The organism is Micromonospora sp. NPDC023737 (assembly GCF_040639715.1).
In the GTDB taxonomy this organism is placed as follows: domain Bacteria; phylum Actinomycetota; class Actinomycetes; order Mycobacteriales; family Micromonosporaceae; genus Micromonospora.
On record NZ_JBFAAL010000006.1, the window covers coordinates 316,560 to 329,054 of the forward strand.

Consider the following 12,495-nt stretch of genomic DNA (forward strand, 5'->3'; position numbering starts at 1 on the left):
GCCGCGAGACCATGCCCACCATCATCGCCGACCCCGTACCCACCGGCACCGCGCTACCCGGGCGGAGCCGCAGCGCGCTACGGCACCCGCCCCGCCGCGGGACAGCGCTCGTCACCGGCGCCGCCGAGGGCATCGGCTACGCCGTCGGCGCACGGCGGACCGCCATGGGATGGCGGGTGCTGCTGCACGCCCGTACCGCCGCCGAGGGTGCGGTGGCCGTCGACCGGCTGATCAGTCAGGGCGCCGACCCGGAACGGCTACTGCCGATCGCGGCCGACCTCACCCGGTTGGCCGAGGTACGCGCCCTCGCCGACCAGGTCACGTCCCCACTGGACCTGCTGGTCAACAACGCGTCCTCAGCCCTCGGCGCAGCACGAATGGCGACCGGCTTCGACGTAGTGCGGGTCGTGCCACCAGTACCGGGCGTTGTCCGGGTGCGCGGGCAGCGGCGGGAGCACTCTGCTCGCCGCAGCGGCCGGCACCGCACGTTCGGCCGCGAACGGGGCGAGCAGATCGTCCACACGGTGCAGCACCCCGTTGGTCATGGTCTGCCGCACGTTGGCCGCCTGGTCGATGTCGGTGAGCGGATCACCGCCGAGCACCACCAGGTCCGCGTACCTGCCCGGCGAGAGCTGCCCGATCGGCTCCTCCAGGAACTCCCCCGGCGTCCGGGTCGCGGTCGTCAACGCCTCGTACGGGGTGAGCCCGTACTTCACCATCGCCCGCAGGTTGAGGTGCAGGCTGACCGCGTTGAACGCGATCGGTGAATCGGTGCCGGTGAGCACCCGCCCGCCACCGCGGATCATCGCCGCCGCCTGCGCGACCTGCCGGGCCAGGTTCTGCCGGTTGGCCGTCTGGTCCGTGGTCTGCGCGGCGACGGCCGCGGCCTGCAACGCGGCGTACTGCCAGGACGGGTAGAGGGTGCGCACCCGCCGGTCGGTGACCAGCGACGTGTCCTCACGCAGCAGCGTGTTCGCGCCGAACAGGGTCGGTGTGCGGGCCGCCCGCGAGATGTTGAAGATGTCGATGACGTCCTGGTACCCGGCGCCGATCGCCGTGACGGTGCGGGAGTAACCGAACCGGTTCGTCGCGCCGGTGTGCTCCATGCCGTCGCTGCCGAACGCGAACGCCGGGTAGTGGTAGTGCGAGGTGGAGTGCACACCCCGCCGGTGCGACCACGCGATCACCGCCCGCTGCCACACCACCGGCAGCCGGACGTACGCCTTCATCAGGTCGTAGTCCAGCGCCTCGGCCCGCTCCAGCTCCAACTCCAACTGCCGCTCGTCGAAGGTCGGGCGCATGAAGTTGTAGTAGATCCGCGGCCCGTCGACGGCCTCACCGGTGCCGAAGTACCGCGGCCCGATCCGGGCGCCGGACTGGATCGACTCCCGCTCCTCCACCATGTGATAGGCGGGGCTGCCGGGCGATCGGGTGGTGGTCACGCCGAGGGAGAGCCACAGGCGGTTCTGCCGAGCGCCGTAGGCGTAGCCCTGCATCTCCCGGTGGTGGTGCATGTCGACCAGGCCCGGGATCACCACCCCGTCGCGGGCGTCGACGATCCGCCCGTCCCGGCCCGGCCGGGACCGCTCGACCGCGGCGATCCGATGTCCCTCGACCACCACGTCGACGTCCGCGCGCAGCTGCCGGCTGACGCCGTCCCACAGGCGTCCGGCCCGGATCACTGTACGCCCGCGTGGGCGACTGTTTGCCCAGCTCAGACCGACCGGCACGGTACGGGGTGCGCCGCCGTCGGCCGACACCAGCCGCAGCCGCCCGTTGTTCAGGTAGAGCAGCCGGGTCGAGTCGCCGCTCCAGCTCGGCGCGTCGGTCACCTCGTGGGTCACCTGCCGGGGCGGGCCGGCGAAGGTTCCGTCGGGGTGGACGTCGACCACCCACAGGACGCTGCCCACCACGAAGGCCATCCGCCGGCCGTCGGGCGACCAGACCGGCCCGTCGTCGCCACGCGTCTGGATCGACCGGTGCGGCATGGGGTCGACGTAGCGGGCGGCGCCGGAGATCCGGTCGACCAGCAGGATCTTGCTGAGTCCCTCCCGGTAACGGGCGGAGTAGGGCACGACCGCGGCGAGGGCGATCACCCGCCCGTCGGCCGACCAGGTGGGACGGCCGGGTTCGAAGGTCGCGCCGAAGACCGGCTGTACCTGCCCCGAGGCCACCTCGACGGTGTAGAGGGCGCCGTTCTGGTCGAGGAACGCCAGGTGGGTGCTCTCCGGCGACCAGGTCCCGGACAGCGCCGCGGCGTCCGGCAGGTCGGTCAGCTGCCGCTCCGCGCCGGTCCGCAGGTCACGCAGCCAGATGTCCAGCTTTCCGCCCCGGTCCGTGGAGTACGACAGGTACCGCCCGTCGGGCGACCACGCCGGGTCGCACTTCCACCACTGGTCGCGAGTGAGCGGGCGGGGCGACTGCCCGATCGTCAGCAGGTAGATGTCGTTGAGCGCGCGGAAGGCCACCTGTCGGCCGTCCGGCGAGAGCACCGGACTACCGATGCCCACCACCGGTCTGCGGGTGGTCGAATCGAAGTCCCGCCGCCGCTTGCGGTAGCGGGGCGTGGCGACGGTCACCGACGCGACGAAACCGATGTCGTGACGGCGGTCGCCGTCGAGCCGGCGGCGCCGGATCCGACCGTCCGCCGTGTAGACGAATTCCCGGTCCGAACGCCAGGAGATCCGGAACGGGTAGGCGTCCTCGCCGGTGACCAGCGGCGCGTCGTTCCGCCACAGCTCGCTGCGGCCGTCGAGCAGCCGGTGGTAGACCAGGTCGCGGCCGTCCGGGGTCCACGCCGGGCTGTGCAGGACGGCCGCGGTGGGTGCGGTGACCGCGGTGCTCCGGACGCCGCTGGCCAGGTCGATCACGTCGATTCGGGTGTTCGCGACCACGAACGCGATGCGGGTCCCGTCCGGCGACCAGGCCGGCTCGTACTCCTCCAGCTCGCTGTCGGCGACGACCCGGGTCTGCCCGGTGTCCAGGTCGAGCAGGTGGATTCCGTAGCTGCCGGACCGGTCGGAGGAGAAGGCGATGCGTCGCCCGTCCGGGGAGAAGCGGGGCTCCCGGTGGTCGTACGGGCCGCGGGTGAGCTGCCGCAGCCCGGAGCCGTCCGGCCGGATCAGCCACAGGTTGAAGTTGCCGTCGCGATAGGACTGGAAGGTGATCGACGAGCTGTCCGGAGCCCACTCCGGCTGCGCGATGTCGAACAGGTCGCTCGTGAGCCGGCGCGCCGGACCGCCTGAAGCCGGTAACACCCACAACACGCTGACCAGGTCCATCGCGATCATCCGGCCGTCCGGGGAGAGCTGGGCCGCCATGTCGGTGCCCTGCCGCAGCGAGACCCGCCGCTCCCGATCCTCGGTCTCGTGACGATCCCCCGCCAGAGCCGGCGTCGCGACCGCGATCCCGCTCCCCGCCAACGCCGCCGCGCCGGCCGTTCCCGCCAGCAGATCCCGCCTCCGTACGCCCGTCATGCTGCCTCCCCGTCGAAGCTTCGATCGAACATCTCCGATCCTTATGGCCGCGCTGAGGACGACGCAGCTGTTGGCGGTCGGCGAGCGGTAAGCGGACAGGCACGAGCGGTGACCGGTCGGGTCCGGCCGTTCAGCGGCACGCGACCGACGTGGAACTGCCCGGGTGTCCGTCGGCACAGCGTGAACCGTTCACCGGCACCGGCCGTGCTGATCACGAAGCCAGTTCGGAGATGGAGTCACCGATGTCGCAGCCAGTCGATCCGCACCAGAGCCCGTACCCCGCGCCGTTTCCCGCGCCCGGCAGCCCGGCACAGTTCCCGCCCGCGACCGGCGCTCCGACGAATGGACGGGTCTACCCGAGCCGGAAACCTTGGCTCCGGATCGGTCTGATCACCGTCGCCGCGGTGGTGGCACTGTGCGCCGCGGTGGTCGGCGTGTCGTTCGCCATCGCGCCGAACGGGACCGCCGGCTCGTCCGGCGGCGCGACGAAGCAGGCGGCGGGACCGCAGAGCAGCACGTCGGCGACGGCGGGCACCCCCGGAGGCGGCGGCGCCGAGGCCTCCGCACCAGCCGGCTCGGCAGCTCCCGGCGGCGCCGGAGGCATCACCGTGGTGGCTCCGGCAACGCTGGGCGGCCAGCCGCGGATCGACACCACCGGCAGTGGCGTGACCACCGACCCCGCGGAACCCGAAGTGACCGCGGCCGCGCAAGGCGCCTACGGCGACACGGCCACTGAGGACATCACCTTCTTCACCGCGTTCGCCTCGACCAGCGAAACCCCGGAGGCTCGGCTCGACCTGCTCACCTCGGAACTGAGCAAGGAGTTCAGCGCCCAGAACTTCGTCGAGGCGGACCCCGGACCACTGGGCGGGCTGGGCCGATGCAGCGACGGCCTGTTCAACGGAGTGCTGGCCGGAGTCTGCGTGTGGTCCGACGCGGGCAGCAGCGGAGCGTTCATCCGCACGAGGCAGAGCGCCCAGGTCTTCGCACCGGACTTCCCGGCGCTCCGGGCGGAGGTCGAGCAGCGGTCGTGAGGCTGCCCGGCGGCCAGAAGTTCTCCTTATGGCCGCCCTCGGTGATCCCGCGGATCCTGGGGAAAGACAACCCCGCCATCCCGCCGTTGCAACGCAGCATGAACACCACGACCTGGCTCGACGCCTTGAACACCAGCTCCGAACGGCTGCTCAAGACCGTCCGCGACCTGCCCGACGACGTTCTCGCCCGGCCGTCCTTCGCCGACCGCTGGAGCGTCGCACAGGTGCTGTCCCATCTCGGCAGCGGCGCCGAGGTCTCCACCATGCTGGTGCAGCGCGGAATCGACGGCGACACCACCACGCTGACCGTTGACGACGTCCGGCCGATCTGGCAACGCTGGGACGCGCTTCCCGCCGCCGCTCAGCGCGAGGCCTGGCTCGGCGCCGATCGACGCCACCGGGCACTGCTGGCCTCGCTCGACGCCCAGCAGCTCGAAGCGGTCCGGGTGCCGTACTTCGCCGGCCTGCTCAGCCTTCCGACCTACCTCGGGTACCGGCTCTCCGAGCAGTCGGTCCACGCGTGGGACATCGAGGTCGCTCTCGACCCCGCCGCGACGATCCCGGCGGCGGAGGTCGAGCTGCTCTGGGACCGCCTGGATCTCGTCGCCACCCGGTTCCGGGACGCGGACATCCTCCAGCGCCTCGCCCCGAGGCAGCTCGCGCTCGAACTGCCGGACCGGACCCGGACGCTCGACCTGCACGACGAGCTGCACCTGATCGACAGCGCGCCGCAGGACCCGGCCGCCACCGTGACCGGCTCGGCCGAGGCGCTCCTGCGGCTGATCTACGGCCGCAACCGGCCCGAGGACGGCGTCAATGTGACCGGCGACGTGGTTCTCGACGACCTGCGCCGGCTCTTCCCCGGCTTCTAGGCCTCCCGTCCCGCCGGCGGGGATGAACCCGCCGGCGGGACGCCGCCTGGTCATCCTCCTTATGGGTGCCATAAGTGCGGCCGATACCCGACCACCGGGCTTGCCGACTACCGTGAGCCGGGCCATCTGACCGGGTGGCGGCGGGGCAACGCGCCGACATGACGCGCGGGGCCCGGTCGAGCGCCTCCCCACGTGCCGGCGAGGCCGTGCCTTCCGGAGATCGGCGTGCCTACCACCTCGTGTCGGGTCCGCCGCTGATCGACATCGCACTTCTCAGGAGCCGCAGCCATGGACAGCACGCGCAGCACACTGAGGGCCGACGTCCTCATCATCGGTTTCGGCAAGGGCGGCAAGACCGCCGCGGCCACGTTGGGCCGCTCCGGCAAACGAGTCGTGCTGGTGGAGCAGTCGGAGCGCATGTACGGCGGCACCTGCCCGAACGTGGGGTGCGTGCCGACGAAGGGACTCGTGCACCGGTCCCAGCGGCGCCGCCCCGAGGATCCGGCGCAGGACTGGTACGCACGGTCGGTCCAGGAGGTCCAGGAGACCCGGGAGATGATGCGCCGTGGCAATTTCGACACGTTGAGCAGCATCGACACCGTAACCGTGATCACCGGTCGCGCCACCTTCGCCGACCCGCACACGGTCACCGTCGTCACCCGCGACGAGCAGCTCAGCGTCACCGCCGACACCATTCTGATCAACACCGGGTCCGAACCGGTCGTCCCCGACATCCCCGGCCTCGCCACGAGCAGGTTCCTCGTGTCCAGCACCGAGCTGATCGAGACGGCCACCCTGCCGGAACGGCTGGCGATCGTCGGCGGCGGTTACCTGGGTATCGAGTTCGCCGCCATCTACCGCCGGTTCGGTTCGCAGGTCACCCTGTTGGAGCGCACCGACCGGATCTTCGGTCACGAGGACGACGACGTCGCCGCGGTGGCCACGCACATCCTGGTCGACGAGGGCATCCACATCGTCACGGCGGCGCGGGTGACGGAGGTACGCGACGGTGGCAGCGCCGCCACGATCGTGTACGACAAGGACGGTGAGCAGCACACCGTCGAGGTTGACGCCGTCCTGGCCGCCGCCGGCCGCGCACCGGCGACCCGTGATCTCAACCTCGAAGCCGCCGGTGTCCGTACCACCCGGGCCGGCGCGATCGAGGTCGACGAACATCTGCGGACGAGCCGACCCCACATCTTCGCCCTGGGCGACGTACGCGGCGGACCACAGTTCACCTACCTGTCGCTCGACGACAGCCGGGTCGTTCTCGACCAGCTCACCGGCGAAGGCCTCCGATCGACGGCCGACCGGGTCGTTCCCCGCACCCTGTTCATGACCCCGCCGCTGGCGACCGTGGGCATGACCGAGCGGGAGGCCCGGGAGGCGGGTCACCGGGTGAAGATCGCGCGCGCGGCCGTGGCGGAGATCGTGGCGATGCCCCGCGCGTACGCCGTCGAGGAGACCCGCGGGGTCATGAAGTTCGTGATCGACGCCGAAACTGACCGGATCCTCGGCGCCGCCCTGCTGAGCATCGACGCGCAGGAGCTCGTCAACACGGTCGCGCTCGCCATGCGGCACGGCGTCACGGCGGCCGAACTCCGCGACGCCGTCTACACCCACCCGAGTTCGACCGAGGCGTTCAACGAGGTGCTGGCCACCATCGTGCGCACCGACGAGCCGTAGGACTCCCTGGCCCAACGGCCGGCATCGGCCCAGATGTGATCCAGGTCACTCAAGCTCACGATCCGGCCGCACCGCCCCGTCTCGTGTTCGTCGTCAACACGAAAGAGGGCGGACACATGAACAAGATCGTGATCCTCGGCGCCGGGTACGCGGGCCTCACCGCGGCGGTCAGCCTCGCCGGGCGCACCCGGCGCCGCGGGGACGTACAGATCACCATCGTCAACGGCGAGGAACGGTTCACCGAACGGCTGCGGCTGCACCAGACCGCATCGGGGCAGCGCCTGGCCGAACTGCGCATCCCGGCACTGCTGGCCGGCACCCCGGTGGAGTTCGTCCGCGGCTGGGTAACCGGCATCGACGTCGCCGCCGGCCGCATCCGGATCGACGACGAGCGGGAGCTCGAGTACGACCGGCTCGTCTACGCGCTGGGCGCCACCGCCGACACCACTGCCGTTACCGGTGTGGACGAGCACGCGTACACGCTCGACAGCGCCCACAACGCCGAGATGCTGGCGCGAAGGTTGGCGAGCCTCGACAGCGGCACCGTGGCGGTGTGCGGAAGCGGATTGACCGGGGTCGAGACCGCAGCCGAGATCGCCGAGCAGCACCCCGGCCTGGACGTGGTACTGCTCGGCAAGCAGGAGCCGGGGGCGACCATGGGGCCGAAGGCCAAGGCGTACCTCCACAATGCTCTCGCCCGACTCGGCGTACGCGTCGTCAGCGGTGTGGAAATCGTCAAGGTGCGCCCCGGATCGGTGGACCTCGTCGACGGGGCGAGCATTGCGGCAGACATCGTGCTCTGGACCAGCGGCGTGCGGGTCCCGCCGCTGGCGGCTGCAGCGGGTCTGCGGGTCGACGAGCGAGGTCGCATCGTCACCGACCCGGGCTTGCGGTCGGTGTCGCATCCGCAGGTGTACGTGATCGGCGATGCCGCCGCGATCCAACAGGGTTACGGCGTCATGCACGGCACCTGCCAGAGTGGCATGCCGACCGGTGTGCACGCGGCGACGTCGATCGTGCGGGAGCTCGACGGCAAGCGGCCCCGGCCCTTCCGGTTCGGATACCTGCACACCCCGGTCAGCCTCGGCCGCCGTGACGCGGTGGTCCAGTTCACCCGTCCCGACGACAGCCCCAAGCGGCTCTTCCTGAGCGGCCGTACGGCGGTCTGGTACAAGGAGACGGTGAGTTCAGCACCGTGGCCGTCGTTCCAGCGGCTGAAGGCATTCCCCGCCATGGGATCCTTCGCCTGGCGCCGGGGCGGGCGGTTCACCCGGTGACGGGCGAGCCGAGCGACGCCTTCGACGACCACCGGAGGCTGTTGTTCCACGTCGCGTACCGCATCCTCGGCAGCGTGGCCGACGCCGAGGATGCGGTGCAGGACACCTGGCTGAAATGGTCGGCAGCCGACCGCTCGCAGGTGGCCGACCCGAAGTCGTACCTGGTGCGGATCGTGTCGAACCTGGCGATGGACCGGCTGCGTTCGGCGCAGGCCCGACGCGAGACCTATGTCGGTCCGTGGCTGCCCGAGCCGATCCTGACAAGCGGCGACACGGCCGACGCGGTGGCCAGCGCCGACGCGCTGTCGATGGGGCTGCTGGTGGTGCTGGAGACGCTGACCCCGCTCGAACGCGCGGTCTTCGTGCTCAAGGAGGCCTTCGGCTTCACCTATGCCGAGATCGCCCACGCGGTCGAGCGTTCCGAGGAGGCGGTACGGCAGGCCGCCCACCGCGCCCGTGAGCATGTGCAGGCCCGGCGGCCGCGTTTCCAGGCCGATCACAACCGGCAGCGGGCAGTCACCGAGCGCTTCCTCGCCGCCGCCACCGGCGGCGACATCAACACGTTGATGCAACTGCTCGCGCCCGATGTGACGCTGTGGACCGACGGTGGCGGCAAGGTACGACAGGCGATCCGGCCGATCACCGGCGCGGACCGGGTGGCGACCTGGTTCGCGGGCATCGCCGCCCGGCCCTACCAGGGCATCGAACCCGCCCACATGATCGTCGAGATGGTCGAGCTCAACGGGCAGGCGGGGATAGTGTTCCGCGGCGTCGGCCGGGTCATCGCCACCCTCTCCCTCGACCTGGATGACGACGGCGCCATCATCGGCGTTCACAATGTCGCCAATCCCGACAAGCTCCGCGCCGTCGCCACCGGGACCATCCACCACTTCTAGCCGTGTCTGCACGGGGTCGCACCGGTGGTCGGGCGGCGACGGTGACCGTGGCTTGCGGGCGGTGCGGCCCTGTCGCAGCCGCTGTCGACTCGGCTTGACCTGCTTCATTCGCCATTCGGGGATCACGTCACATTCCTGGCGCCGGCTGCGGCCGACCGGCGACACCCCGCGCCTTCCCGATCGCACGATCAGAGGCATTTCGCAATGACCAGAGCCACTGTCGGCAAACATTGCTTGTCGGATGTAAAGAACCGACCCACTGCTATCGGTTGTCCGTTTCCCGCACGAAGTGGGAGTATTTGAGCAACTCGATCCAGCCATTTAGGCATGCCTGGACCTGCTCTACAGCCGACCCGTAGCACGAGGTCGCGGGGCTACCACCGCCCGCTGCACAGGTCCTCGACGCTACACCGAGACCCCGCGGACGGCAATTGGCGTGATCCCTTCACGAGGGTTCAGCGGCACCAAACGGGGCAGCTGACAGCAGTTGCGCGACGGGAATCCCGACACCGGCGAGGGCCCCTCGTCAAACGTGAAACTCCATCCGTTAGGGTGGCTTGCCAATGACCTTCCTCGACTACATCTCCGGCGTGCCCGCATATCTGGAACGAGAGTGGTCTGACCTGCTCGAGCTGACCTTCGAGCATTTGCTCGTGGTGCTCGTCACGATCGTCTTGGCGACTGTGATCGCGCTCGGGTTGGGCCTGGCGACTTATCGCAATCAGAGCGGAGCCAGAGCAGTACTCACGGTGACCGGCACGTTCCTGACCGTCCCATCGTTCGCCCTGTTCGGACTGTTCATTCCAATCTTCGGTCTCGGGGCGGTTCCCACGGTCGTCGCGTTGGTGCTGTACGCACTGCTCCCCATCGCACGCAACACGATCACCGGGCTGCGTTCCATCGATCCCGCCGTCGTCGAATCGGCACAGGGCATGGGACTCTCCCGCCGCCAGCGGCTGCTCCGCGTCGAGCTACCGCTCGCCTGGCCGATCATCATGACCGGCGTACGCGTGTCGACCCTGATGATCGTTGGGATCGCCGCCATCGCGGCCATCGTCAACGGGCCGGGCCTCGGCGGACCGATCTTCCAGGGGCTCTCGGCGATCGGCACCCAACGCGGGTTCAACCTCGCCTTCAGCGGAACCCTCTTCGTGGCGGTGCTGGCGCTGCTGCTGGACGGCGTCCTCGGCGTGTTCTCCAAGTTGACGACATCGAAGGGGCTGTGATGCCTGCGCATGAACAAAAGACCGCTACCGCGGCGTCCATCCGCCTCGAGTCGCTGACCAAGCGCTATCCGGGTCAGGCCGAACCGGCCGTGGACAACATCACAATGGACATACCGGCGGGCGAGATCGTGGTTCTCGTCGGCCCCTCCGGCTGCGGCAAGACCACCAGCCTGAAGATGATCAACCGGATCATCGAGCCGACCTCCGGACGCATCTTCATCGACGGCGAGGACGTGACCCACGTCAACGCCGACCAGCTGCGCCGCCGGATCGGCTACGTCATCCAACAGATCGGCCTGTTCCCGCACATGACGATCGCCGAGAACATCGGCATGGTGCCCAGGCTGCTCGGATGGAACCGGACCCGGATCTCCGAGCGGGTCGACGAACTGCTGGACCTGGTAGGCATGGAGCCGTCCGCCTACCGCGCGCGGTACCCGAAGGAACTGTCCGGCGGCCAGCGCCAACGGGTCGGGGTCGCCCGGGCGATGAGCGCCGACCCTCCGCTGCTGCTGATGGACGAGCCGTTCGGCGCCATCGACCCGATCACCCGCGAACGCCTCCAGAACGAGTTCCTCCGCCTGCAGAGCAACATTCGGAAGACCATCGTCTTCGTCACCCACGACATCGACGAGGCGATCAAGCTCGGCGACCGGATCGCGATCCTCACGAAGGGATCGAAGATCGCACAGTACGACACTCCCGAAGCGATCCTGACAGCTCCGGCCAACGACTTCGTCGCGGACTTCATCGGCTCGGGGGCGTCGCTCAAGCGCCTGAGCCTCAGCCGGGTCCGAGACGTGGAGCTCAACCAGTGGGCAGTCGGCCGGCTCGACGACGACCGGGCACAGCTGCGGCGGGCCCTCACGGAAAGCGATCACGGGTCACTGCTGCTGCTCGACGAGAACCAGCGGCCGGTCCGCTGGGTCACCGGCCACGACCTGAGCCGGTCCGGTGAATCCCTCGACCGGGTGGGGCTTCCTGCGACGGCCACTGTGGAACCGCACGCCACACTGCACGACGCGCTGAACGAGATGGTCACCTCGCGGGTCGGATGCGCGATCGTCGTCGACGACCAGCGGCGGTACCAGGGGATCGTCGACATGCGTACGGTGATGCGGGCCATCGACGAGATGCGGGAGAGTTCCCAGGCCCGCGACCGGCACGCGGCGGTCCAGCCGATGGAGGCCGGTTAAGGTGGCCATCCCAGCAATCGGAGTCAGGGCCCGCGAGGCCGGGCCCGACGCCGACGACGTACTCGCCGAACTCGGCGGACCATCCCGGTTCTGGCACCGGCTGGGCACTCCGGCCCTCCTCGCCGCCGTCTGCGTGGCCCTGTACCTCTATGTGCGAAACCAGGATCTCGACCGGATCTCCCAGGCGAGTCTCAACGCCGACACGATCCGCGCGAAGCTGATCGAGCATGTGGAGCTCACCTTCGTCTCGACGCTGATCGTCGTCCTCCTGGCGGTGCCCCTGGGGGTGGTGCTGACCCGGCCGGCGGTGCGCAGGTTCTCCCCGGTGGTGCTCGCCGTCGCCAACATCGGACAGGCGATACCGTCGATCGGGGTCCTGGTGCTGATGGCGATCACCGTCGGCATCGGCTTCGACCAGGCCGTCTATGCGTTGGTCATCTACGCCGCGCTGCCGGTGCTCCGTAACACCATCGTCGGCCTGAACCAGGTCGATCGCATGCTCGTCGAGGCGGGCCGGGGCATCGGCCTGAGCGGCTGGCAGGTGCTCCGCCGCATCGAGCTACCGCTGAGCGTGCCGGTTCTGCTCGCCGGCATCCGTACGGCACTCATCATCAACGTCGGCACCGCCACCCTGGCGACCTTCGTCGGTGCCGGCGGCCTCGGCTTCCTTATCGACCAGGGGATCCGCTTCGACCGGATGCCCGTTCTCGTCACCGGAAGTGTCCTCACCGCAGTGCTGGCGCTGCTCCTTGACTGGGTGGCCGGCATGGTCGAGGACGCTCTTCGCCCCAAGGGGCTATGACCTCCGCGGCTACATCCCAAGCCGCCAGAT

The 12,495-nt window shown here is 69.8% G+C and carries 9 protein-coding genes and 1 pseudogene; 9 read left to right on the forward strand and 1 reads right to left on the reverse strand.

The window, feature by feature from the left end; all coding sequences use genetic code 11:
* Positions 1-11 precede the first annotated feature (11 nt).
* Positions 12-347: pseudogene (locus AB0F98_RS16735) on the forward strand (SDR family NAD(P)-dependent oxidoreductase); the annotation flags it as partial.
* 9 nt (positions 348-356) lie between these two features.
* Here the strand turns inward: AB0F98_RS16735 and AB0F98_RS16740 are convergent.
* Positions 357-3,476, reverse strand: coding sequence for an amidohydrolase family protein (locus tag AB0F98_RS16740; protein ID WP_357735553.1), 3,120 nt, complete (start codon positions 3,474-3,476; stop codon positions 357-359).
* Positions 3,477-3,718: 242 nt separating this feature from the next.
* Between AB0F98_RS16740 and AB0F98_RS16745 the strand changes: the two genes are divergently transcribed.
* The 8 genes from AB0F98_RS16745 (at position 3,719) to AB0F98_RS16780 (ending at position 12,465) form a co-directional block, all read left to right on the forward strand.
* Positions 3,719-4,510: a hypothetical protein gene (locus tag AB0F98_RS16745; RefSeq protein ID WP_357735556.1), complete on the forward strand. Its 792-nt coding sequence runs from the start codon at positions 3,719-3,721 to the stop codon at positions 4,508-4,510.
* Entirely contained in the window at positions 4,507-5,382 is an 876-nt protein-coding gene (locus AB0F98_RS16750; RefSeq protein ID WP_357735559.1) for a maleylpyruvate isomerase family mycothiol-dependent enzyme, read from the forward strand. Before AB0F98_RS16745 ends, AB0F98_RS16750 begins: the two co-directional genes overlap by 4 nt.
* A 288-nt stretch (positions 5,383-5,670) precedes the next feature.
* A complete protein-coding gene (locus tag AB0F98_RS16755; RefSeq protein WP_357735562.1) occupies positions 5,671-7,068 on the forward strand; it encodes an FAD-dependent oxidoreductase in 1,398 nt (465 codons plus the stop codon).
* 116 nt (positions 7,069-7,184) lie between these two features.
* A complete protein-coding gene (locus tag AB0F98_RS16760) occupies positions 7,185-8,345 on the forward strand; it encodes an FAD-dependent oxidoreductase (protein WP_357735565.1) in 1,161 nt (386 codons plus the stop codon).
* On the forward strand, positions 8,342-9,241 hold the full coding sequence (locus AB0F98_RS16765) for an RNA polymerase sigma-70 factor (protein ID WP_357735569.1): 900 nt from the start codon (positions 8,342-8,344) through the stop codon (positions 9,239-9,241). The genes AB0F98_RS16760 and AB0F98_RS16765 overlap by 4 nt, the downstream gene beginning before the upstream one ends.
* Positions 9,242-9,804: 563 nt before the next feature.
* On the forward strand, positions 9,805-10,467 hold the full coding sequence (locus AB0F98_RS16770; RefSeq protein WP_357735572.1) for an ABC transporter permease: 663 nt from the start codon (positions 9,805-9,807) through the stop codon (positions 10,465-10,467).
* The gene (locus tag AB0F98_RS16775) at positions 10,467-11,663 is read left to right on the forward strand and encodes a betaine/proline/choline family ABC transporter ATP-binding protein (RefSeq protein ID WP_357735575.1); all 1,197 of its coding nucleotides are present in this window, start codon (positions 10,467-10,469) and stop codon (positions 11,661-11,663) included. Before AB0F98_RS16770 ends, AB0F98_RS16775 begins: the two co-directional genes overlap by 1 nt.
* A gap of 1 nt (position 11,664) precedes the next feature.
* Positions 11,665-12,465, forward strand: a complete 801-nt coding sequence (locus AB0F98_RS16780) for an ABC transporter permease (RefSeq protein ID WP_357735578.1) — start codon at positions 11,665-11,667, stop codon at positions 12,463-12,465.
* Positions 12,466-12,495 lie beyond the last annotated feature (30 nt).

Excerpts from the sequence above, each read along its gene's own strand:
- AB0F98_RS16740 (WP_357735553.1), bottom strand. The coding sequence starts at position 3,476 with ATGACGGGCGTACGGAGGCGGGATCTGCTGGCGGGAACGGCCGGCGCG.
- AB0F98_RS16745 (WP_357735556.1), top strand. The coding sequence starts at position 3,719 with ATGTCGCAGCCAGTCGATCCGCACCAGAGCCCGTACCCCGCGCCGTTT.
- AB0F98_RS16755 (WP_357735562.1), top strand. The coding sequence starts at position 5,671 with ATGGACAGCACGCGCAGCACACTGAGGGCCGACGTCCTCATCATCGGT.
- AB0F98_RS16760 (WP_357735565.1), top strand. The coding sequence starts at position 7,185 with ATGAACAAGATCGTGATCCTCGGCGCCGGGTACGCGGGCCTCACCGCG.
- AB0F98_RS16770 (WP_357735572.1), top strand. The coding sequence starts at position 9,805 with ATGACCTTCCTCGACTACATCTCCGGCGTGCCCGCATATCTGGAACGA.
- AB0F98_RS16775 (WP_357735575.1), top strand. The coding sequence starts at position 10,467 with ATGCCTGCGCATGAACAAAAGACCGCTACCGCGGCGTCCATCCGCCTC.